The following is a 23,275-nucleotide window of genomic DNA, read 5'->3' as shown; positions in this document are numbered from 1 at the left end:
GCTACATTTACTCATATAGTTCTGGTCTTCGATTCTTTAAAGAAGGAACATCTTCTCGTATACGGTACACATCCTCTCGCTTTAGTTGTGCAGTTATCGTCGCTTCAGACCCTTGAGCTTCTAATAGAATGTCTCCCCGAGGATCAATAATAACGGAGTGACCACCATATTCCGTTTGATCATCTCCACCAACTCGATTAATTCCAATCACATACACTTGGTTCTCAATGGCCCTTGCTTGAAGTAGATGTAGCCAAACCGATGTCCTTGCTTTAGGCCAAGCGGCAGGTACGACTAACACCTCTGCACCTTGAAGCGTTAACATTCTTGCTAATTCAGGAAAGCGCAAGTCATAGCATACAATTAATCCAAAGTTTAAGTTATCTAAGGTAAATGTATGAGGTGCGTGATCCCCCTGCTGGAAATACGTTGGTTCATCAAGCATCGGAACAAGATGTGTTTTATCATATTTATGAACGAGCGCCCCTTCTTTATTAAAAATATGGGCTGTATTATAGTATTTATTTTCTCTATTTGTGACAATTGATCCTCCAAAAACATGAAGATTATATTGTTTAGCTTTTTCTGCAAAAACCGCATTTGTTTCCTCTGCTTCATCCGCAATCCGTTTTAGGTCTTGAAACGCATAGCCAGATGACCATAGTTCTGGTAAAAACACACTATCGATATGTTTATCTTGACCTACTTTATCAATCCATGTTGTCACGTTTTCTCGATTCTTTTTTACATCCCCCAATAACACATCTTGTTGAAAAATAGAAATATTCATTTTAGATCAGCTCCCTTATGCTCATTGTGTACCCGAATTGCAAAAAAAGAAGCAGAGGGCAACCTCTTGCTTCTTTTTCGTACGTTATTAACTAAACCAGCCCGTTACCGTATCTGTAATGCTTGTCCACATACCAGAGAAAAATGAACCAATTCCTCTCATTGACATGGTGAACCAGCCCGCTTCTTCGATATCTTCTGTTGCAACAAGAGCTACCCCACTTGATTGTATTCCTTGAATGTACTCCGTGGGGTCATCAAAGTTTACTTTTAATGTTCCAATTCGCTCACCTGCAGTGATCGGCGCAACGAGTTCTCCATCTTCATTCATACGGTCTTCATCAATTGCTACTTCTAATGAATACTCTTGTTCTGCATTTTGAGGTGTAGAAATCTTTAAGTTTTCAGAAGTCACAACTGGGACCTCTGTCTCTTTTCCACCATTTACTGAGATCATATTGTCTTCAGGTTCTTGACCTTCTTCTACAACTGTAATTTCCTCAAAATTATCAAACCCATGATCAAATAACTTTTCAGTTTCATCAAAACGTTCAGTGCGAACTTGAGGATTTCCTGCATTCATGACAACCGTAATTAAACGCGTGCCATCTTGTAACGCTGTTCCTGTAAAACTGTTCCCCGCAGCGTCTGTCGTACCTGTTTTTAGACCATCCGCGCCTTCATATTCATGGCTCATTCCTGGCAACATTTGATTCCAGTTTGGCATATTAACTGTTTCATCCGGTCCAGCCTGAAATTCAGCAAACGGGACACTTGCCGTTTCTAATACTTCAGGGTAATCATTTAAAAGGTGATAAGCCAATTGGGCAACAGAACGAGCAGACATGGTAGTCTCACCATCAGCTGGTGTACCTTCTGGGTGAAATCCATCTAAGCTAGAATTGTTTAAGCCACTTGAATTAACAAAATCATACTGATCTAAGCCTAATTCCCCTGCTTTTTCATTCATTTGTTCAACAAACGCCGTTTCCGATCCAGCAATATGAGCAGCAAGTGCCATCGTTGAAGCATTCGCTGAGTAAATAGCCATGGATTCGTATAATTCTTCGACCGTATAGTCATAATCAGATCGAAGCGGTACGTTAGATAGACCACTTTGATGTGATAAAGGGTAGAGATGATCTTCTATTACTACCGTATCATCCCAGGCAACTTGTCCTTCTTCAATCGCTTCAAATAATAAGTACTCTGTCATCATCTTTGTCATACTTGCAATCGCTAATTGTTCATCTATGTTATCTTCATAAAGGATTTGCCCTGTATCTCCATTAATCATAATCGCTGCTGATGCATCAACATTAACTGTGTTCGCATCTGCTTGTTGATAAGGTAATGTTACTAGAGCTAAAATTAACGTGAACAAGACCGATACTTTTGCCCACTTCGCTCGGTTATTTCTTTTCAAAATTACACCTCCACTATTTCTACACATGTCCCCTATTGTATCATGTGAACATCCAAAAAAATAGATAGGGAAGTCCCTATCTATTCGTCAAAAGTTTGTCAATTATAATGAATAATTTGGCGCTTCTTTTGTAATTTGTACATCATGTGGATGACTCTCTTTTAAGCCTGCCCCAGTAATGCGAATAAACTGGCCCTCATCTCTAAGGTTTTCTAGTGAAGCTGTACCACAGTATCCCATACCAGCGCGAATTCCTCCAACAAGTTGGTGAACCGTATCCGCTAACGGACCTTTAAACGACGTACGCCCCTCAATTCCTTCTGGAACTAGCTTTTGATTGTTTTCTTGGAAGTAACGATCTTTACTTCCCTTCTCCATCGCTCCTAATGAGCCCATACCACGATAAACTTTATACTGACGTCCTTGGTAAATTTCTGTCTCGCCAGGACTCTCAGCTACACCTGCAAGCAAGCTACCAAGCATAACAGCGTGTCCACCTGCAGCTAATGCTTTCGTAATATCTCCGGAGTATTTAATCCCACCATCAGCAATAATCGGTACGCCATGTTTTCTCGCTTCAGTTGCACAATCGTAGACCGCTGTAATTTGAGGTACACCAATTCCTGCTACTACACGTGTCGTACAAATAGAACCTGGACCAATCCCTACTTTTACAACACTAACACCAGCTTCTATTAATGCTTTTGTTCCTGATGCTGTAGCTACGTTTCCAGCGATAATAGTAAGGTCAGGGTATTTCGCTCTCACATCGGCTACTTTGTTTAACACACCTTGCGAATGACCGTGTGCTGTATCAATAACGATTGCATCAGCCCCAGCCTTTACAACTGCTTCAATTCGAACGTCTGCATCTGCAGAAACGCCTATTGCTGCCCCAACTAGAAGACGTCCTTGCTTGTCTTTTGCGGAATTAGGGAATTCAATCACTTTTTCAATATCCTTAATTGTAATTAACCCTTTTAATACACCTTCGTTATCAACAAGAGGTAGCTTTTCAATCTTATACTTCTGTAGAATTTTCTCTGCTTCTTCTAACGTTGTTCCAACAGATGCTGTAACTAAACCTTCTTTTGTCATCACATCATCAATTTTTATTGAATAATCTTCAATAAAGCGTAAGTCGCGATTTGTTAATATCCCTACTAAATGCTGTTCGTCGTTTACAATCGGTACACCTGAAATACGGTATTTGCCCATTAAATGTTCTGCGTCAAACACTTGGCGATCAGGCGTTAAGAAGAACGGATCCGTAATGACTCCACTCTCTGAACGTTTCACTTTATCAATTTGATCCGCTTGCTCTTCAATGGACATATTCTTATGAATAATCCCCATTCCGCCTTCACGTGCAATTGCAATGGCCATTTCAGATTCTGTTACGGTATCCATTCCTGCACTAAGAATCGGTATGTTGAGCTTTACATGTTCACTAAGCTTTGTTGCTACTGAAACATCTCTAGGAAGAATTTCAGATTTAGCTGGTAAAAGTAACACATCATCAAACGTTAAGCCTTCTTTTTGAAATTTGTCATCCCACATTGTGTTTGCCCCCTTAAAAAAGCCAGAAAATATTATTAGTAGCTTATCAACTGGGCAAACTACTGTCAAGACAAGGGTTTAAGTAGCACTTTTCTGAATTCATTGTACATAAGGATGGTTGACCGTATGAACGATTTTACATTTTTTGAATCAGCAAGTTTTACCAAGAATTTTTTACACAAACATTACCTAACGTTAGAAACAAAAGAACAAGCCTCATCAAAAAGTTATATGAACTCCTATCGATTCATGTATCATATTCAACATGGACAACTTTACTATCAACAAGCTAAACTAGCTCCCGTCGCTATTAAGCCTATGCTACTCTTTTACGGGCTGTCTCAACTTTTAAAAGCGTGTATTCTAAAATATGACCCCGACTACCCATCTAAATCGTCTGTGTTGTCCCATGGCGTTTCAACACGAAAGCGAAAAAAACAAGGATACTCTTTTTTAGCAGATGAAGTAAAAGTTCAGCGGGATGGTTTATTTCCTCATTTCATGATAAAAATGTTTCACATGAAACCAAATCAATATTCTGACAAATATTCGATGTCTCTTCTTTTTAAGCAACTTCCTGGATTAAAGAGCGCCTTTGACTCTCTGCTGTCAGTATATCCGTTTTTCTCAGGCAGATTAAATAATCAAATCATTACGTTCCCTGCTACCTTGTTAGATTCTTATCACATGACCGCTGAACGATTTGCGGAATATTTAGTAGCCCATGGAGTGTCTCACAAAATAAACGTTGTAGAGAGCAAGGATACCCTTTCTATTAGGAACGTCGTTTCAACAGTCAATGACGTTAATCCCATATTCTATTTCAACGATCATGTCTTCATTCATTCTCAAAAAGATGATTATCTTAAACTGCCCGACTTAATGGTTTACTACTTAGTACTATATAATTTAAGTATGATTTGTCGCTATGAAACCGAATGGTGGGGAGAGAGACTCCATACACTGGATTGTGACGAAATGCCATTTATTAAGCACTTCTTAGAGATTGTTGAACATGATAGCCAAAAAGCTGTATTAAGAAAACTGCTTCAAAACTAGCTTAGCCTATTTCACTTGCGACAATCGTTTCATACACTCTCCATTCTTAGGAATGTTTCTAGGCTAACTAATTTTCGACCTAACATGCTTCTACTTCTTTTCATATTGATTCATCTAAGGATGCTTTCTTTATAGAAGCATAGCTCTTTAGCGTCTCTTTACACACAAAAAAAGACACCTATTCAGGTGTCTTTCTGCTTGCCTGGCAACGTCCTACTCTCACAGGGGGAAGCCCCCAACTACCATCGGCGCAAAAGAGCTTAACGACCGTGTTCGGCATGGGAACGGGTGTGACCTCTTTGCTATTGCCACCAGACTATGAAAAGAATCGTTGATTCTTTCAAAACTAAATCTAGAAATCAAACTCAAGTCAAGAAAAAAATTAGGATAAGCCCTCGACCGATTAGTATCAGTCCGCTCCATGTGTCGCCACACTTCCACTTCTGACCTATCAACCTCATCATCTCTAAGGGGTCTTACTGGCTTACGCCATGGGAAATCTCATCTTGAGGGGGGCTTCATGCTTAGATGCTTTCAGCACTTATCCCGTCCATACGTAGCTACCCAGCGATGCTCCTGGCGGAACAACTGGTACACCAGCGGTATGTCCATCCCGGTCCTCTCGTACTAAGGACAGCTCCTCTCAAATTTCCTACGCCCGCGACGGATAGGGACCGAACTGTCTCACGACGTTCTGAACCCAGCTCGCGTGCCGCTTTAATGGGCGAACAGCCCAACCCTTGGGACCTACTTCAGCCCCAGGATGCGACGAGCCGACATCGAGGTGCCAAACCTCCCCGTCGATGTGGACTCTTGGGGGAGATAAGCCTGTTATCCCCAGGGTAGCTTTTATCCGTTGAGCGACGGCCCTTCCATACGGCACCGCCGGATCACTAAGCCCGACTTTCGTCCCTGCTCGACTTTCGTCCCTGCTCGACTTGTAGGTCTCGCAGTCAAGCTCCCTTATGCCTTTGCACTCTACGAATGATTTCCAACCATTCTGAGGGAACCTTTGGGCGCCTCCGTTACTGTTTAGGAGGCGACCGCCCCAGTCAAACTGCCCACCTGACAATGTCCCTGACCCGGATCACGGGTCGAGGTTAGAATGTCAGCACCATCAGGGTAGTATCCCACCGACGCCTCCACCGAAGCTAGCGCTCCGGTTTCCTAGGCTCCTACCTATCCTGTACAAATGGTACCAACACTCACTATCAAGCTACAGTAAAGCTCCATGGGGTCTTTCCGTCCTGTCGCGGGTAACCTGCATCTTCACAGGTACTATAATTTCACCGGGTCTCTCGTTGAGACAGTATCCAAGTCGTTGCACCATTCGTGCGGGTCGGAACTTACCCGACAAGGAATTTCGCTACCTTAGGACCGTTATAGTTACGGCCGCCGTTTACTGGGGCTTCAATTCAGAGCTTCTCCCTTACGGGATAACCCCTCCTCTTAACCTTCCAGCACCGGGCAGGTGTCAGCCCCTATACTTCGCCTTGCGGCTTGGCAGAGACCTGTGTTTTTGCTAAACAGTCGCTTGGATCTATTCACTGCGGCTCTCTCAGGCTATTCACCTTAATAGAGCACCCCTTCTCCCGAAGTTACGGGGTCATTTTGCCGAGTTCCTTAACGAGAGTTCTCCCGAGCGTCTTAGAATTCTCTTCTCGCCTACCTGTGTCGGTTTGCGGTACGGGCACCTGTATTCTAACTAGAGGCTTTTCTCGGCAGCGGAGGATCAGGGATTTCGGACCCTTGGGTCCTTCACGGTCACAGCTCAGCCTTCACGGAACACGGATTTGCCTATGTTCCAGCCTTGCATGCTTCGACGCGCACAGCCAGCGGCGCGCTCACCCTACCTTTCTGCGTCCCCCCATCGTTCAAACAAATACGAGGTGGTACAGGAATATCAACCTGTTGTCCATCGCCTACGCTTTTCAGCCTCGGCTTAGGTCCCGACTAACCCTGAGCGGACGAGCCTTCCTCAGGAAACCTTGGGCTTTCGACGGAGGGGATTCTCACCCCTCTTTTCGCTACTCATACCGGCATTCTCACTTCCAAGCACTCCACTAGTCCTCACGATCTAGCTTCACAGTCCTTGGAACGCTCCCCTACCCAATCCCTACTGGGATTGCCATAGCTTCGGTGATACGTTTAGCCCCGGTACATTTTCGGCGCAGAGTCACTCGACCAGTGAGCTATTACGCACTCTTTCAATGATGGCTGCTTCTAAGCCAACATCCTGGTTGTCTAAGCAACTCCACATCCTTTTCCACTTAACGTATACTTGGGGACCTTAGCTGATGGTCTGGGCTGTTTCCCTCTTGACTACGGATCTTAGCACTCGCAGTCTGACTCCCGAGTTAAAGTTTTTGGCATTCGGAGTTTGACTGAATTCGGTAATCCTGTGGGGACCCCTCGTCCAATCAGTGCTCTACCTCCAAAACTCATCACTCGAGGCTAGCCCTAAAGCTATTTCGGGGAGAACCAGCTATTTCCGAGTTCGATTGGCATTTCACCCCTACCCACACCTCATCCCCGCATTTTTCAACATGCGTGGGTTCGGGCCTCCAGTCGGTGTTACCCGACCTTCACCCTGGACATGGGTAGATCACCCGGTTTCGGGTCTACGACAACGTACTCACTCGCCCTATTCAGACTCGCTTTCGCTGCGGCTCCGCCTCATCAGCTTAACCTTGCACGTTATCGTAACTCGCCGGTTCATTCTACAAAAGGCACGCCATCACCCATTAACGGGCTCTGACTAGTTGTAGGCACACGGTTTCAGGATCTCTTTCACTCCCCTTCCGGGGTGCTTTTCACCTTTCCCTCACGGTACTGGTTCACTATCGGTCACTAGGGAGTATTTAGCCTTGGGAGATGGTCCTCCCGGATTCCGACGGGGTTTCACGTGTCCCGCCGTACTCAGGATCCACTCTGGAGGAAACGAAGTTTCAGCTACAGGGCTGTTACCTTCTTCGGCCTGTCTTTCCAGACAGTTCACCTACTCCGTTTCTTTGTAACTCCGTATAGAGTGTCCTACAACCCCAAGAGGCAAGCCTCTTGGTTTGGGCTGATTCCGTTTCGCTCGCCGCTACTCAGGAAATCGCATTTGCTTTCTCTTCCTCCGGGTACTTAGATGTTTCAGTTCCCCGGGTCTGCCTCTACCTACCCTATGTGTTCAGGTAGGAGTACCATCCCATTACGGATGGTGGGTTCCCCCATTCGGAAATCTCCGGATCAAAGCTTACTTACAGCTCCCCGAAGCATATCGCTGTTCGTCGCGTCCTTCATCGGCTCCTAGTGCCAAGGCATTCACCGTGCGCCCTTTCTAACTTATCCATTTTACTTTTAAAAAGTAATTGGTTAACCTAAAAGGTTTATGAATTCTTGACGTCTCGTTCAAACAGTTTAAAACCGATGAACAAAACTTTATTTGAGTTGATTTTAGATTTAGTTTTCAAAGAACCTGCCTACATGAAGGTCGGTACCACGCATTTAGCTTGGTTCCATACCCTATTAGGCTATAGATGAATGAATTTGAGTTCATTCAAAACTGAACAAAAGATCCGAAGCGTTATATGACCAACGGTCATATATCGACTAGAGTAAATACTCCATAGAAAGGAGGTGATCCAGCCGCACCTTCCGATACGGCTACCTTGTTACGACTTCACCCCAATCATTTGTCCCACCTTAGGCGGCTGGCTCCAAAAGGTTACCTCACCGACTTCGGGTGTTACAAACTCTCGTGGTGTGACGGGCGGTGTGTACAAGACCCGGGAACGTATTCACCGCGGCATGCTGATCCGCGATTACTAGCAATTCCGGCTTCATGCAGGCGAGTTGCAGCCTGCAATCCGAACTGAGAATGGCTTTATGGGATTGGCTCCACCTCACGGCTTCGCTGCCCTTTGTACCATCCATTGTAGCACGTGTGTAGCCCAGGTCATAAGGGGCATGATGATTTGACGTCGTCCCCACCTTCCTCCGGTTTGTCACCGGCAGTCACCTTAGAGTGCCCAACTAAATGCTGGCAACTAAGATCAAGGGTTGCGCTCGTTGCGGGACTTAACCCAACATCTCACGACACGAGCTGACGACAACCATGCACCACCTGTCACTTTGCCCCCGAAGGGGAAGCTCTGTCTCCAGAGTGGTCAAAGGATGTCAAGACCTGGTAAGGTTCTTCGCGTTGCTTCGAATTAAACCACATGCTCCACTGCTTGTGCGGGTCCCCGTCAATTCCTTTGAGTTTCAGCCTTGCGGCCGTACTCCCCAGGCGGAGTGCTTAATGTGTTTACTTCGGCACTACGGGCATCGAAACCCCTAACACCTAGCACTCATCGTTTACGGCGTGGACTACCAGGGTATCTAATCCTGTTTGCTCCCCACGCTTTCGCGCCTCAGCGTCAGTTACAGACCAGAGAGTCGCCTTCGCCACTGGTGTTCCTCCACATATCTACGCATTTCACCGCTACACGTGGAATTCCACTCTCCTCTTCTGCACTCAAGCTCCCCAGTTTCCAATGGCCGCTCGGGGTTGAGCCCCGAGATTTCACATCAGACTTAAGAAGCCGCCTGCGCGCGCTTTACGCCCAATAATTCCGGACAACGCTTGCCACCTACGTATTACCGCGGCTGCTGGCACGTAGTTAGCCGTGGCTTTCTGGTGAGGTACCGTCAAGGTGCCGGTAGTTACGCCGGCACTTGTTCTTCCCTCACAACAGAGCTTTACGACCCGAAGGCCTTCCTCACTCACGCGGCGTTGCTCCGTCAGACTTTCGTCCATTGCGGAAGATTCCCTACTGCTGCCTCCCGTAGGAGTCTGGGCCGTGTCTCAGTCCCAGTGTGGCCGATCACCCTCTCAGGTCGGCTACGCATCGTCGCCTTGGTAAGCCGTTACCTTACCAACTAGCTAATGCGCCGCAGGTCCATCCCTTAGTGACAGCCGAAACCGTCTTTCAAAAGAAAATCAGGCGATTCTCTTTATTATCCCGTATTAGCTCCGGTTTCCCGGAGTTATCCCAGTCTAAGGGGCAGGTTACCTACGTGTTACTCACCCGTCCGCCGCTAACTTCCGGGAGCAAGCTCCCTTCTGTCCGCTCGACTTGCATGTATTAGGCACGCCGCCAGCGTTCGTCCTGAGCCAGGATCAAACTCTCCGTTAAAAGTGTTTGACTTGCTCATTTGCACATTTTTTAGAAGTTGTGTCTAACTTCATTGACGAGATACCTTGTATCTCTTTTACGCTTGGCTTTTGTTCAGTTTTCAAAGAACTCGCTTGCGCCTCGATCTCTCTTGGCGACTCAATTAATATACCATTTTCTCTCGTATAAAGTCAACAACTTTTTTTAAAAGAAAAAGTTTTAATTGTTTGTCCGTCTCTCAACAGGACATGTAATAATATATCATGGTATTCATAAATCGTCAACATCTTTATTAAACTTTTTTTATAGATTTCTATTTTAGTATTTTCCCAGAAAAAAAGAGCGTTTTGCATCCGCGTGCAATTCGCTCTATAACTCAACTACTTGTGGATTGACCTCCATCAACGTGGAGGACTTGACCGGTAACAAATCTCGAATCGTCAGAAGCCAAATATACATAAGTAGGAGCAAGTTCAAACGGCTGTCCAACTCTTCCATACATATTATCAACAGGAAGTGCATTGTCATCAGCAGGAAAACTGGCAGGAATAAGAGGAGTCCAAATTTTCCCCGGAGCAACTGCGTTAACCCGAATGCCTTTTTCACCTACTTGCTTTGCTAAAGCACGCGTCCAACCAACATTTGCTCCCTTCGTTGCTGTATAGTCTACTAATTGCTGCTCTCCAACATACGTAACGACAGAAGAAGTCATAATAATAGAGCTTCCAGGATTTAAATACGGCATCGCCGCTCTCGTTAAGTAGAAATGAGCGTAAACATTCACTTTAAAAGTATGATCAAATTGCTCATCAGTAATATCTGTGATTGAATGCTGAGGAAATTGAACACCTACATTGTTTACGAGAATGTCTATTTTTCCAAATGTATGAATGGCCTGCTTTACAATCTCTTCATTTTTTTCTCTTTTTGAAACATCCCCTGATATTAGAACACATCGAGTCCCTAGTTCTTCTATTCTCGCTTTAGTACGATAGGCGTCTTCGTGCTCATTTAAGTAACTAATCACACAATCCGCTCCTTCTTTTGCAAAAGCTATGGCTGCCGCAGCACCTATTCCACTATCTCCACCTGAAATAATAGCTACTTTCCCCTTTAATTTACCGCTACCTTTATAATATTCATTCTCAATAATGGGTTTTGGTACCATTATTGATTCTACGCCTGGATGATCTAGCTGTCTTTGCTCTGGTGCCGTTACGTTTACGTCTTCGTAACGAGTGATTTTTCCATAGAAGGGATAAAGGGGGTAGGAACCTTCTTTTTTATTGTCTTCGTACCATTTTTGTAACTGTTTTATTTCATGGTCTTTTCCTTGTTCATTACTCATTCCATCACCTCAATACGCCTATCGTATGAATAGGCAATTACCTAAGTGCACGTCTTTTTCATCAAAGACAAGCGCATCACGACGTTAATTGCGTAAAGTAGTGTAAAAAGGAGGAATAAAAAAATGAACAGTACGTTTTATCCTGAAATCACTTTACTAACATTTAATGATCACTCAGATAAAGAACGGGTGTATTACTTAGGAGACTCTTGGCTTGTCCCGAAGATTGGACCCCGACCTCCATATTATGCGCATCCTCGGATTGAACCTCATTATCCGCTTATATAAAAATAAAAAACCTGTCCTTAAAGGACAGGTTTTTTATTATTCTTCGGTCTGCTCATTTGTTTCTTCAACAACTTCTGCTGCTTCATCACCGTCTTCAAGGTCTTCCATATCTTCATCGTTAATATTGACTCGGGCTACAGTCGCAACCTCTTCGCCTTCTTTAACACGAATTAATGTTACCCCTTGAGTATTTCTTCCGGTTGTTGAGATTCCTTCGACGGTCGTACGAATAATAATACCATTCGCTGTAACGATCATAATATCATCGTCTTCTCCTACCATCTTAAGAGACACAAGTGGACCATTTTTATCCGTTACGTTACATGTCTTAATTCCTTTACCGCCTCTACTTTGAACGCGGTATTCTTCAAGTTCCGTTCGTTTTCCATAGCCTTTTTCTGTTACGACAAGGACTTTTTGATCTTCACTAATAACATCCATACCAACAACACCGTCGTTGGTTGAAAGGGAGATCCCTTTTACGCCACCGGCAGTTCGTCCCATATCTCGAACATCACGCTCAGAAAAACGAATTGCCATACCTTGTCTCGTACCAATCATCATCTCACGGTCTCCATCTGTAAGACGGACTCCGTGCAAGGAATCATCTTCTCGTAAATTAATGGCGAATAAACCACCTTTACGGATATTCGCAAATGCAGATAGCTTTGTACGCTTAGCAATCCCATGCTCTGTCAGGAAGAATAAATAAGAATTATCGTCGAAATCCTCAATTGGAATGACTGTACTTATTGTTTCGCCTGGATCAATTTGAAGTAAGTTAATAGCTGGAATTCCTTTTGCAGTACGTCCTAACTCAGGGATTTCGTATCCTTTTAAACGGTACACTTTCCCTTTATTTGTAAAGAAAAGGATCGTATGGTGCGTATTTGTTACAAATAGATGTTGAACAAAGTCATCATCATTTGTTCCCATTCCTTGAATCCCTTTACCGCCACGTTTCTGTGCACGATACGTAGACACTGGAAGTCGTTTGACATAGCCATTGTGTGTAATCGTAATGACAATGTTTTGACGAGGAATCAGGTCTTCATCTTCGAGATGCTCTTCATTCATTGAAATGACTGTTCTACGTTCATCGTTAAATTTTTGCTTTACTAATTCTAGCTCTTCACGTATCACTTCTAACACGCGTTCTTCGCTTGCTAAAATTGCTTTAAGTTCAGCAATACGAGCCATAATCTCTTGATACTCTTGCTCTAATTTATCGCGCTCAAGTCCAGTTAGTCGCTGTAAACGCATATCTAAAATGGCTTGTGCTTGATCGTAGCTAAGCTCAAAGCGCTCAATTAAACTGTTTCGAGCGATTTCAGCTGTTTCCGAACCACGTATTAAAGCAATGATTTCATCAATGTGATCAAGTGCAATTCGTAAACCTTCTAAAATATGAGCACGCGCTTCAGCTTTATTTAAATCAAATTGAGTACGTCTGCGAATAACTTCTACTTGGTGTTTTAAATAATGTTCTAATGCTTGTTTAATGTTTAATACTTCAGGCTTGCCATTTACAAGTGCTAGCATATTGATACCAAAGCTAGTTTGTAACGCTGTTTGTTTATAAAGATTGTTTAAAATGACATTTGCATTCGCATCACGACGAAGATCAATGACAATTCTCATCCCATTTCGATCGGAAGAGTCTCTTAACTCACTGATCCCATCAATCTTTTTGTCTCGAACAAGTTCAGCAATTTTCTCTATTAAACGTGCTTTATTCACTTGGTAAGGCAATTCTGTCACAATAATGGACTGCTTGCCTTTATTTTCTTCAATATCCGTTTTTGCTCGAACCATTATAGAGCCTCGCCCTGTGGTGTAAGCCTTTCGAATACCTGAGCGACCTAGGATTTCCCCTCCAGTAGGAAAATCTGGTCCAGGAATGTGTTCCATTAAATCAGGAATCGTAATTTCTGGGTCCCGCGATAGTGCTAAGACACCATCAATCACTTCCCCTAATTGATGGGGCGGAATATTCGTTGCCATTCCAACCGCAATCCCGGATGTTCCATTCACTAAAAGGTTTGGAAATCTTGATGGCAGTACTCTTGGCTCTCTCTCGGTGCCGTCGTAGTTGTCATCAAAATCAACCGTATCTTTATTTAGATCACGAACAAGTTCCATTGAGATCTTAGACATTTTTGACTCGGTATAACGCATGGCCGCAGCAGAATCACCGTCAATAGACCCAAAATTCCCATGTCCATTAACGAGCATATAGCGATAGCTAAAATCTTGTGCCATCCGCACCATTGTGTCGTATACGGAAGAGTCACCATGTGGGTGGTACTTACCTAAAACTTCCCCTACAATCCTTGCCGATTTTTTAAATGGTTTATCCGGGGTCATCCCTAATTCAAACATTGCATATAAAATACGGCGGTGTACAGGCTTCATTCCATCCCGTGCATCAGGTAACGCACGACTTACAATAACACTCATGGCATAGTCCATGAATGATTCTCTCATTTCCTCGTCAATCAATCGTTCTCTAAGTCTAGATACATCTTCTTCAGCCATATAAAAACCTCCGCATTAAACTAAGCGAAACACTTAGTCTTCCTCTTAAACATCCAAGTTCTTAACGTACTGCGCATTTTCTTGAATGAAATCTCTTCTCGGCTCTACTCGATCGCCCATTAATATTTCAAAAATCTCATCTGCTTTGATTGCGTCAGCAAGCGTCACTTGCAGCATATTTCTCGTGTCAGGATCCATGGTCGTTTCCCATAATTGCGTCGCGTCCATTTCTCCAAGTCCTTTATAACGCTGAATCCCAACCTTAGATCGATCTTCAATCGTTGCAAGATGTGCGTCTAATTCACGATCAGAATACACATACGTTACGTTATTTCTACCTTGTTCGATCTTATATAGTGGTGGCTGCGCAATGTATACATAGCCTTGTTCAAGAAGCTCACGCATGTAGCGATAGAAAAACGTAAGGATCAATGTCCGGATGTGCGCACCATCTACGTCCGCATCAGTCATAATAACGACTTTATGATAACGAGCTTTTTCGATATCAAACTCTTCACCAATTCCGGTACCAATCGCGGTAATAATCATTCGAATTTCGTTATTTGCTAGAATTTTATCAAGGCGTGCCTTCTCGACATTTAAGATTTTTCCTCGTAGCGGGAGGATTGCTTGAATATGCGGATCACGTCCACCTTTAGCAGAACCACCTGCAGAGTCACCCTCTACAATAAATAATTCGCTTTTGGAAGCATCCTTCGATGAACAGTCCGTTAATTTTCCAGGAAGTGAACTTACTTCTAACGCACTTTTTCTACGTGTTAACTCTCTTGCTTTCTTTGCTGCTTCTCGAGCTCTTGAAGCCATTAAACCTTTATCAACAATTTTTCTTGCTACAGTAGGGTTTTCTGCCATAAAACGTGAAAAACTTTCGGAAAAAAGAGAATCAGTAATCGTTCTTGCTTCACTATTTCCAAGCTTCGTTTTGGTTTGACCTTCAAATTGTGGTTCTGGGATTTTAACAGAAATAATGGCCGTTAAGCCTTCACGGACATCTTCACCACTAAGGTTAGGGTCATTCTCCTTAAACAAGCTGTTTTTTCGTGCATAATCATTAATCACTCTGGTTAAACCGGTTTTAAATCCGGACTCATGGGTGCCACCTTCGTGAGTATTAATGTTGTTTGCAAATGAATAAATACTGCTTGTATAGCCATCATTATATTGCACAGCTACTTCCACGGTAAGGCCTTCTTTTTCCCCTTCTACATGAATCGGTTCTTCATGTAGCGCTTCTTTTGTGCGGTTTAAATGCGTGACAAAAGAAGAAATTCCGCCTTCGTAATAAAACGTCGCTTGTTTTTCTTCTTCAACTCGTTTATCCGAAATTTGAATCGTTAATCCTTTATTTAAAAAGGCAAGTTCTCGCACTCGCGTGGAGAGGGTGTCGAAATCAAACTCTAGCGTTTCCTTGAAAATATCACCATCTGGCTTAAATGTAATAACTGTACCAGTCTTTTCAGTTTCGCCAATCACGTTAAGATCTTCTTGAGGAACCCCTCTAGAGTAAGATTGTTTATGAATTTTACCGTCTAAATGGACGTTTACTTCTAAGTACGTGGATAACGCATTAACAACAGAGGCACCTACACCATGCAATCCACCAGAGACTTTATATCCGCCTCCGCCAAACTTTCCGCCAGCGTGAAGCACAGTCATAATAACTTCTACTGCAGGTCGACCCATCTTTTCTTGGATTCCAACAGGTATACCACGACCATTGTCTTCAACCGTTATTGAGTTATCTTTCTCAATCGTTAAAGAAATCGTATCACAGTAACCAGCCATCGCCTCATCAATACTATTGTCAACAATTTCCCACACAAGGTGGTGTAATCCTTTTTGACTTGTTGAGCCGATGTACATACCCGGACGCTTTCTTACAGCTTCTAATCCTTCAAGTACTTGTATCTGACTTTCATCATACGTTTGATTTTGTTCATTTTCCAAAATTTTTCACCTTCTCATTAGGGGTCCTTAACCAATTGATCCTTCTTCATCCTCAGCTAAACGATCTAAGACATTCTCATTTGAGCGTTTATAGAGGGTTTGAGTGGAAACTGGGGAATAATACACATGATGATTTGTCACAACTACACTCTTAATGGCGTCTGTAACATTTCCAATGCATGTTTTCTGTATGGTTTGATTTTCAAGAAAAGCGAGCGTATCTTTCGGTAACGCTTCTTCTTCATATGGAAAAATACCAACAACACGGTTAATTGGTAAAAGAATATCTCCACCTACATGAATATACATCGCTTACTCCATTCGTTTGACTTCGCCTTGATTTACAGTAAAAATGCACGCCTCTTCACGTACACGTTCATGTAGCCCACTAATTGACGTTGTTGTTACAAACGTCTGTACTCGATTTTGAATCGTTTCTAGTAAATGGGACTGTCGATAATCGTCTAGTTCTGATAGCACGTCATCCAGTAAAAGAATAGGGAATTCGCCTACTTCATCATGGATTAAGTCGATCTCTGCTAATTTAAGAGATAACGCCGTTGTTCGTTGCTGTCCTTGTGACCCATACTTCTGCACATCAAGATCGTTTATCGTAAAAGCCAAGTCATCTCGGTGCGGGCCGAACAAAGTCGTTCCTCTTCTAACCTCTTCTGCTTTTTTCGTTTCGTACTTCGTTTGCATATCTACTTTTATTTTCGACAGATTTCCTTTGTCTGATACCTCTAAAGACGGGATATATTCCAGGCGAAGCGCCTCTTTTCCTCGACTAATGGAGTGATGGATTGGAACAGCCCACTTTTCAAGCTGTGTTGTAAACTCGGCTCGCTTCTTTGTAATAAAAGCTGCCCGCTCAATCATTTGATCCGTAAGAATATCAAGCATCGTAAAATCTGTTGATCTCTTTAATTGCATATCTTTAAGCAAGACGTTTCGTTGCTTAATAATTTTCCCATAGTGAGAAAGCTCATAAAGATAAACTGGACTAATTTGTCCAAGTTCAATATCGATGAACCGTCGTCTTATTTGAGGGCTCCCTTTCACAAGCTCTAAATCTTCTGGCGCAAACATCACAACATTAATCGTTCCTACATAGTCACTTAGCCTCTTTTGTTCAAGTCCATTAATTTTTCCGCGCTTTCCTTTTTGCGAAATAATAAAATCAAGCTCAACTTGTCCTGTCCGATTTTCAGCTTCTACATGGACCCGTGAAAAGTCTTTATCAAAACGAATCAGTTCTTTGTCTTTATTTGACCGATGTGATTTCGCAAGTGCTGTAACGTAAATTGCCTCAAGCAAATTGGTTTTCCCTTGTGCATTTTCACCGATAAAGACATTAACTTTTTCGCCAAACGATAGTGTCGTGTGTTCGTAATTTCGATACGATGTTAATTCAATTTTTTTAATTAACATCTCTACACCTTAGAAACGATTAAATAGGTTTGTCCGTCCTCTAAATCAATTTGATCATCATGGCGCAACTTTTTCCCACGACGATTTTCCGGTTCACCATTTACGTACACAACATACTCACTTAAATACCATTTTGCCATGCCACCTGTATCAATAGCGCCTGTCTCTTTTAATAATTGACCAAGCGTAATAAATTCTGATTGAATCTCTATTTGTTCCATTCCGTGCACCTCACCATCTGCTAGACGAAGGGAAGACAGCACACGTCAAATGAATGCTGTCTCTAAATTTGTTAGCTGTATCGTATTGTTCGCTCTAAAATAATCTCTTTCTCTATTGTACTAAACGAATTGAATCTAGCCAACCTTTTTTCATATATCGGTATTAATATGTTCTTACCGGCGAAAAGAGGTGTAAATAACGATCTGATTCAATTGGACGTATAACAAATGGACTCATCGCGCCAGTGAACATAAGATGGATTTCCTCACTATCAATGACTTTAAGCGCATCAATAATATTTTTACCGTTAAACGAAATTCTTAATTCTTCTCCTTCGAATCTCTCAACAGCCATTTGCTCCGTTACTTTTCCTACCTCTTGTGAAGTTGATGATATTTCAATCTCTTCTTCTCCAAGTGTTTTCATGTTAATTACATTATTCTTAGCTTCTCGTGATAAAAGCAAGGCTCTCTCTAATGTTTGAAGAAGTGGTTTTGTTTTTAAAATAAAGCTCGTTCTTGATTGATTCGGAATCATACTTGATGTAACGGGATACTTCCCTTCTAACAACCTTGAGAAAAATAAAATATTACCCAGTTTAAACAGAATTTGATTTTCCGTTACAACAATATCAACAGCATCTGATGTATCCTCAATGATTTTGCTCAATTCTTGCAAGCTTTTCCCTGGGATTACAACATTTTGAAAACGCAACTCTTGATTCTCTGCCTCTACTTTCGCACGACGCATCGCTAATCGATGACTATCTGTTGCAGTACAGATTAATCCATCTTCTTCCGTCTCAATGTTTACACCTGTCAATACTGGACGTGTTTCCTGAGTGGACACCGCAAATACAGTTTGGCGAATAACATTTCGAAGCATGTCTTGCGGCATACTAAAAATCAGATCTTCTTTCAATTGTGGAAGGCGCGGGTATTCATCTGGATCAAGTCCATTTAGGGTAAAGACAGACGAACCAGAACGAATGGTTGCTGCAAATTGATCATGAACTGTAATATCAATTGATTCACCAGGTAATTTCTTTACTATTTCAGTAAAATATTTTGACTGAAGAACAATACTACCTTCTTGTTCAATTTCAACAAGTTCTTGTTCGTTTTCAACGGTAGGAATAAAGGCTTCGATTGATAAATCAGAATCACTACCAGTTAATGTTAAGCCATTTTTCGTGGCAACGATTTTTATTCCTGTAAGTATAGGGATTGTTGTTCTAGAAGATACAGCTTTTGCTACGTGTTGAACATCGTGAACCATTCGATTCCGATCAATAATGACATGCATACGTTGATACTCCTTTTCATAAACATATATATTATTCTTTTTTTATTAAAAAAGTCGTAGTAATAGTAATAGGGCTTGTGAGTTTGTGGATAACTAAAAAAATGCGTAAATAGATAGCCTATTCACATGTGGGTAAATTGTGGATAGGCTTGTTCCAATTATACACATTATTCACAGCTATTGTCGAAGCTGCTCCGTAATCATTTGAACTTTTTGTTGTAAATCTTGATCCGTAACAAGTAATTTTGAAATTTTTTCGTGTGCGTGAATAACGGTCGTATGATCACGTCCACCAAATTCACTTCCGATTTTCGGTAGTGAGGCATCTGTCATTTCTCGAGATAAATACATGGCGATTTGCCTTGGAAACGCAACAGACTTTGTTCGTTTTTTAGCTTTAAAATCTTCAAGTTTCACTTGGTAATGATCACCAACAAGCTTTTGAATATCTAAAATGCTAAGAGTCTTTGGTAGCGCGTTTGGAATAATATCTTTCAGTGCTTCCGCGGCCAAATCAGCATTCATGTCTTGATTAATGAGAGAAGAATACGCAACGACACGAATTAACGCCCCTTCTAATTCTCGGATATTCGTATCAATTTGGTTCGCGATATAGAGCATAACTTCATTTGGAATATCAAGATTCTCTGCTTTTGCTTTTTTTCTTAGGATTGCAATTCGTGTCTCTAGATCCGGTGGTGTTATATCTGTAATCAAGCCCCATTCAAATCTCGAACGAAGGCGATCTTCTAAAGTCGGTATCTCTTTAGGAGGGCGGTCACTAGAGATAACAATCTGCTTAGATTCTTCATGTAAGGCATTAAATGTATGGAAAAACTCTTCCTGTGTTTGAATTTTACCAGCAATAAACTGAATATCATCAATTAAGAGAACATCTACGTTGCGGTATTTATTGCGAAAATGAACAGCTTTGTTGTCGCGAATCGCATTGATAAATTCGTTCGTAAATTTTTCTGAAGAGAGATAAACGACTTTAGCATTTGGATTATGTTCCATTACATAATGGCCAATCGCATGCATTAAGTGGGTTTTTCCTAATCCAACACCACCATAAATAAAGAGAGGGTTATACGCTCTTGCCGGAGCTTCAGCAACAGCAAGTGATGCAGCGTGAGCAAATCGGTTCCCGGATCCGATAACAAATGTGTTAAATGTATATTTGTCGTTCAACATCGAACGATTTGTGTCGTTTTGAGCAGCTAAATTAACGTCTGTCGCAGCTGGAGTAGGTTGTTCTTGAATGACTTCTTCCTCTTGCTCATGCTGCGGGATAACAAACTTTGGATTTAATCTTGCTCCAGTTAAATGTTCAATAATATCTGCTGCTAAGCTAGAATAATGATCCTCAAGCCAATCTCTTGCAAACTCATTTGGTGCTGTTATGGTGATGACATCATTTTGAAGAGCAGTTGCGGTCGTTGACTTCAACCACGTTTCGTAGCTTGGTTTGCTCACTCTTTGTTTCATTTCTTCAAGAACCTTATTCCAAAGGTCATGGATATTTTCCAAAAAAGCCCCTCCTTTTGCGACGTTTCTGCACTGTACAACTTTTGTATAAGTTAAGGTATAAATATACGTATGAATAAATATAGCGAAGTTTTCATAATATAGGATGTTGAGGAGAAAATCAATGTCTTCAACAAACTGTGGATAACAAATAAACAGAAACAAAGAACCTGTCCACAACCTTACCCACAGGCTGTGGACAGGTTCTTTTAGTAATCACATTGTCCACGAAAGAAATCTCTTATATCATATCAAAAAGAAGCTGTAGTCGCAATGGATGAATGAACTTATCCACAAAATACAGGATGTAGTGGTTTTCGGTTGTCCACAATACAAGATATGTGTAAATCGTTGTCGATAACGTGTAGATAATGTATTAGAGGTAAAAATAATGTCCACAATTAAAAAGAGCGAGCTGTTAAAAAGAAGGAAAAGAAGAATTGTTTAAGAAAAAAAGAAAGTTTTTAATAAGGCTTGACATAAACGGTTAAATCTCTATATAATTTTTGGGAGTGCCTGAAGATTTAAATCCTCGAAGGAGGTGGAATACATGGGTAAACCAACGTTCCAACCAAATAACCGTAAACGTAAAAAAAATCACGGCTTCCGTGCTAGAATGGCAACGAAGAACGGACGTAAAGTACTTTCTCGTCGTCGTCAAAAAGGAAGAAAAGTATTGTCTGCATAGACCACTGACATCAGTGGTCTTTTTCAGGTATATACATCAAATGAGCCAAGAGGGTCGTGTGACGTATGAAAAAAGAGCAACGAATAAAAAAAAATGAAGAGTTTTCGGCTGTGTTCAATAAAGGATCTTCAATGGCCAACCGACAATTTGTTCTTTATATTCTCCCAAAAGAGGGACAAGATTCATTGCGTCTTGGATTATCGGTCTCAAAACGAGTAGGGAATGCTGTCTGTCGTAATCGCATTAAACGATTTGTTCGTGAAGTTTTTACGCAGGTCCAAGGGGAAATAAAGCAAAATTATGATTATGTGGTTATTGCACGTAATCCTGCTAAAGATATGAACTATCATGAAATTAAAAGTAGTCTAGAACACGTATTAAAGAAATCAAAAATGATTGTACGTTCACAAAAAAATAAAGAAACGTAACAGCTAGGAGGAAGCAAAGAAAGTGAAACGAATTAGCTGGCTCGTAATTATGGCGAGCATGCTCCTTTTATTATCTGGTTGTTTTAGTATCGATCAACCTATTACCTCTGATAGTTCAGGGATTTGGAATTCGTTCTTTGTGTATCCGTTATCACAGCTCATTATTCTTATTGCAGAATGGGTAAGCAGCTATGGTTTTGCGATTATACTTGTAACAATTCTTTTTCGTCTGATTTTATTACCATTGATGTTAAAACAAACAAGAAGCATGAAGGCGATGCAACAGCTACAGCCGGAAATGCAGAAATTAAGAGAGAGCTATAGTGCGAAAGATCAAAACACACGGTTAAAGCTTAATGAAGAGATGCAAAAGTTATTTGCAGCCCATAAAGTGAATCCTTTTGCAGGGTGTTTACCAATTTTGATTCAAATGCCAATCTTCCTGGCGATTTATCATGCGATTATGCGAACTGAGAATTTTCAAGGAGAGTCTTTTGCATGGTTTCAATTAAGTGATCCTGATCCATTCTTCATCTTGCCGCTGTTAGCGTTTGTCTTAACGTTTGTTCAGCAACGTATGATGATGGTGCAAAATAATCCACAAGCTAAGATCTTACTATACTTAATGCCATTTATGATTTTAATCATCGGGGTCTTTTTGCCAGCCGCAGTTATTTTATACTGGGTAGTCGGGAACGTCTTTATGATCCTGCAAACCTACTTTGTGACAGGTCCGAATGCTGGAAAAAGAGGACTTGAATCGACGGTAGGGGTTAATCAAGGCGCTCAAAAGGGTAATAAATCATCAAGTAATCAATCTAAGAGCTCAACAAAGAAGAAAAAAAGTAAAAAGAAAAAACGGAAATAAGAAAGGGGCAAACTATGGCAACAAAAACGGTGAAAGGTCGAACTGTAGATGAAGCTGTTCATAAAGCGTTAATAGAATTGAATGCAGAAAAAGATCAATTAATTTATGACGTGATTGAAGAACCGCAAAAAGGGTTCTTAGGGTTATTTGGTGGAAAACCGGCAGTGATTGAAGTTCGTTTAAAACCAAAGACCGTGGATGTTGCTGAATCCTTTCTATTAAAAACAACGGAACTGATGGGGATCAATGCGAAGGTTACTCATCAAAAGGATGGTAAACATCTATCCGTTGATTTAGTAGCCACAGAAACCGATGGCCAAGGCAAGTTAATTGGAAAAAAAGGTCAAACCTTAGATTCTTTGGAACATCTGACAAACCTCGTTGTTTCTACTAAACAAACAGCTGATGGTTCACGTATTCGCTTGAATGCTGGAGGCTATCGTGAAAAGCGAGAAGAAACGCTAAAACAACTAGCGTTGCGTGTGAGTAAAAAGGCAACGTCTACGAACGAAAAAGTAGTGTTAGAACCAATGCCTGCTAGAGAGCGGAAAGTTATTCATACAACGCTAGCGAATAGCAAGGACGTTACAACTGAATCAAAAGGCAACGGTTCGAAGAGACATGTTGTCATTGAACCTAAGAAATAAGGAGTGCAACTTGATGCACTTCTTATTTTTTTCGAAATA

The 23,275-nt window shown here is 41.7% G+C and carries 17 protein-coding genes and 3 rRNA genes; 6 read left to right on the top strand and 14 right to left on the bottom strand.

The genetic code is table 11. From position 1 onward, the window contains the following. Window positions 1–7: 7 nt before the first annotated feature. From ABC361_RS20530 to guaB, 3 genes are all read right to left on the bottom strand, one after another. Window positions 8–790 carry a carbon-nitrogen family hydrolase gene (locus tag ABC361_RS20530; RefSeq protein WP_413075668.1) on the bottom strand — a complete coding sequence of 261 codons (783 nt, stop codon included), beginning with the start codon at window positions 788–790 and terminating at the stop codon, window positions 8–10. An 87-nt stretch (window positions 791–877) separates the two neighbouring features. Next, window positions 878–2,215: a D-alanyl-D-alanine carboxypeptidase family protein gene (locus ABC361_RS20525; RefSeq protein WP_413075667.1), complete on the bottom strand. Its 1,338-nt coding sequence runs from the start codon at window positions 2,213–2,215 to the stop codon at window positions 878–880. A gap of 102 nt (window positions 2,216–2,317) precedes the next feature. Next, complete coding sequence (gene guaB, locus ABC361_RS20520) at window positions 2,318–3,775, bottom strand: IMP dehydrogenase (RefSeq protein WP_413075666.1); 1,458 nt, start codon at window positions 3,773–3,775, stop codon at window positions 2,318–2,320. A gap of 126 nt (window positions 3,776–3,901) precedes the next feature. Here guaB and ABC361_RS20515 point away from each other — a divergent pair, with 126 nt between their 5' ends. Next, entirely contained in the window at window positions 3,902–4,834 is a 933-nt protein-coding gene (locus tag ABC361_RS20515; protein WP_413075665.1) for a YaaC family protein, read from the top strand. Window positions 4,835–5,034: 200 nt separating this feature from the next. Here the strand turns inward: ABC361_RS20515 and rrf are convergent. From rrf to ABC361_RS20495, 4 genes are all read right to left on the bottom strand, one after another. Next, a 5S ribosomal RNA gene (rrf, locus tag ABC361_RS20510) occupies window positions 5,035–5,150 on the bottom strand. 67 nt (window positions 5,151–5,217) lie between these two features. Then, window positions 5,218–8,170: ribosomal RNA gene (locus ABC361_RS20505) — 23S ribosomal RNA — on the bottom strand. A gap of 281 nt (window positions 8,171–8,451) precedes the next feature. Continuing rightward, window positions 8,452–9,999, bottom strand: a 16S ribosomal RNA gene (locus ABC361_RS20500). The 16S, 23S and 5S rRNA genes sit together here, the layout of an rRNA operon. A gap of 355 nt (window positions 10,000–10,354) precedes the next feature. After that, the gene (locus ABC361_RS20495) at window positions 10,355–11,326 is read right to left on the bottom strand and encodes an SDR family oxidoreductase (RefSeq protein WP_413075664.1); all 972 of its coding nucleotides are present in this window, start codon (window positions 11,324–11,326) and stop codon (window positions 10,355–10,357) included. Window positions 11,327–11,449: 123 nt separating this feature from the next. Between ABC361_RS20495 and ABC361_RS20490 the strand changes: the two genes are divergently transcribed. Beyond that, window positions 11,450–11,614, top strand: coding sequence for a hypothetical protein (locus ABC361_RS20490; RefSeq protein WP_413075663.1), 165 nt, complete (start codon window positions 11,450–11,452; stop codon window positions 11,612–11,614). 36 nt (window positions 11,615–11,650) lie between these two features. Here ABC361_RS20490 and gyrA read toward each other — a convergent pair whose 3' ends face one another. From gyrA to dnaA, 7 genes are all read right to left on the bottom strand, one after another. Further along, on the bottom strand, window positions 11,651–14,152 hold the full coding sequence (gene gyrA, locus ABC361_RS20485; protein WP_413075662.1) for a DNA gyrase subunit A: 2,502 nt from the start codon (window positions 14,150–14,152) through the stop codon (window positions 11,651–11,653). A 45-nt stretch (window positions 14,153–14,197) separates the two neighbouring features. Next, window positions 14,198–16,120, bottom strand: a complete 1,923-nt coding sequence (gyrB, locus tag ABC361_RS20480) for a DNA topoisomerase (ATP-hydrolyzing) subunit B (protein WP_413075661.1) — start codon at window positions 16,118–16,120, stop codon at window positions 14,198–14,200. A 27-nt stretch (window positions 16,121–16,147) separates the two neighbouring features. After that, the gene (gene remB / locus ABC361_RS20475; RefSeq protein WP_413075660.1) at window positions 16,148–16,429 is read right to left on the bottom strand and encodes an extracellular matrix regulator RemB; all 282 of its coding nucleotides are present in this window, start codon (window positions 16,427–16,429) and stop codon (window positions 16,148–16,150) included. A gap of 3 nt (window positions 16,430–16,432) precedes the next feature. Next, window positions 16,433–17,551, bottom strand: coding sequence for a DNA replication/repair protein RecF (gene recF / locus ABC361_RS20470; protein ID WP_413075659.1), 1,119 nt, complete (start codon window positions 17,549–17,551; stop codon window positions 16,433–16,435). Window positions 17,552–17,553: 2 nt separating this feature from the next. Continuing rightward, the gene (gene yaaA / locus ABC361_RS20465) at window positions 17,554–17,772 is read right to left on the bottom strand and encodes a S4 domain-containing protein YaaA (protein ID WP_413075658.1); all 219 of its coding nucleotides are present in this window, start codon (window positions 17,770–17,772) and stop codon (window positions 17,554–17,556) included. A 163-nt stretch (window positions 17,773–17,935) separates the two neighbouring features. Then, window positions 17,936–19,078, bottom strand: coding sequence for a DNA polymerase III subunit beta (dnaN, locus tag ABC361_RS20460; RefSeq protein WP_099304874.1), 1,143 nt, complete (start codon window positions 19,076–19,078; stop codon window positions 17,936–17,938). 177 nt (window positions 19,079–19,255) lie between these two features. Next, window positions 19,256–20,608, bottom strand: a complete 1,353-nt coding sequence (gene dnaA / locus ABC361_RS20455) for a chromosomal replication initiator protein DnaA (RefSeq protein WP_413075657.1) — start codon at window positions 20,606–20,608, stop codon at window positions 19,256–19,258. A gap of 547 nt (window positions 20,609–21,155) precedes the next feature. Here dnaA and rpmH point away from each other — a divergent pair. The 4 genes from rpmH (at window position 21,156) to jag (ending at window position 23,236) form a co-directional block, all read left to right on the top strand. Then, the gene (gene rpmH, locus ABC361_RS20450; protein WP_035396906.1) at window positions 21,156–21,293 is read left to right on the top strand and encodes a 50S ribosomal protein L34; all 138 of its coding nucleotides are present in this window, start codon (window positions 21,156–21,158) and stop codon (window positions 21,291–21,293) included. A 65-nt stretch (window positions 21,294–21,358) separates the two neighbouring features. Further along, window positions 21,359–21,721 carry a ribonuclease P protein component gene (gene rnpA, locus ABC361_RS20445; protein ID WP_413075656.1) on the top strand — a complete coding sequence of 121 codons (363 nt, stop codon included), beginning with the start codon at window positions 21,359–21,361 and terminating at the stop codon, window positions 21,719–21,721. Window positions 21,722–21,770: 49 nt separating this feature from the next. After that, a complete protein-coding gene (yidC, locus tag ABC361_RS20440; RefSeq protein WP_413075820.1) occupies window positions 21,771–22,589 on the top strand; it encodes a membrane protein insertase YidC in 819 nt (272 codons plus the stop codon). A gap of 14 nt (window positions 22,590–22,603) precedes the next feature. Next, window positions 22,604–23,236, top strand: a complete 633-nt coding sequence (gene jag / locus ABC361_RS20435) for an RNA-binding cell elongation regulator Jag/EloR (protein WP_413075655.1) — start codon at window positions 22,604–22,606, stop codon at window positions 23,234–23,236. Window positions 23,237–23,275: the final 39 nt, after the last annotated feature.

Origin of the sequence: Shouchella phoenicis (assembly GCF_047238345.1) — a bacterium.
Lineage (GTDB): Bacteria > Bacillota > Bacilli > Bacillales > Bacillaceae_D > Shouchella.
Note: the sequence above shows the minus strand (reverse complement) of the source record. Positions and strands in the feature narration are given on the sequence as shown.

Coding starts and splice junctions, on each gene's coding strand:
- gyrA (WP_413075662.1), bottom strand. CDS start 14,152: ATGGCTGAAGAAGATGTATCTAGACTTAGAGAACGATTGATTGACGAG.
- rpmH (WP_035396906.1), top strand. CDS start 21,156: ATGGGTAAACCAACGTTCCAACCAAATAACCGTAAACGTAAAAAAAAT.
- jag (WP_413075655.1), top strand. CDS start 22,604: ATGGCAACAAAAACGGTGAAAGGTCGAACTGTAGATGAAGCTGTTCAT.
- remB (WP_413075660.1), bottom strand. CDS start 16,429: ATGTATATTCATGTAGGTGGAGATATTCTTTTACCAATTAACCGTGTT.
- ABC361_RS20495 (WP_413075664.1), bottom strand. CDS start 11,326: ATGAGTAATGAACAAGGAAAAGACCATGAAATAAAACAGTTACAAAAA.
- yidC (WP_413075820.1), top strand. CDS start 21,771: ATGGCGAGCATGCTCCTTTTATTATCTGGTTGTTTTAGTATCGATCAA.
- rnpA (WP_413075656.1), top strand. CDS start 21,359: ATGAAAAAAGAGCAACGAATAAAAAAAAATGAAGAGTTTTCGGCTGTG.
- dnaN (WP_099304874.1), bottom strand. CDS start 19,078: ATGCATGTCATTATTGATCGGAATCGAATGGTTCACGATGTTCAACAC.
- ABC361_RS20490 (WP_413075663.1), top strand. CDS start 11,450: ATGAACAGTACGTTTTATCCTGAAATCACTTTACTAACATTTAATGAT.
- ABC361_RS20530 (WP_413075668.1), bottom strand. CDS start 790: ATGAATATTTCTATTTTTCAACAAGATGTGTTATTGGGGGATGTAAAA.
- yaaA (WP_413075658.1), bottom strand. CDS start 17,772: ATGGAACAAATAGAGATTCAATCAGAATTTATTACGCTTGGTCAATTA.
- recF (WP_413075659.1), bottom strand. CDS start 17,551: ATGTTAATTAAAAAAATTGAATTAACATCGTATCGAAATTACGAACAC.
- guaB (WP_413075666.1), bottom strand. CDS start 3,775: ATGTGGGATGACAAATTTCAAAAAGAAGGCTTAACGTTTGATGATGTG.
- ABC361_RS20515 (WP_413075665.1), top strand. CDS start 3,902: ATGAACGATTTTACATTTTTTGAATCAGCAAGTTTTACCAAGAATTTT.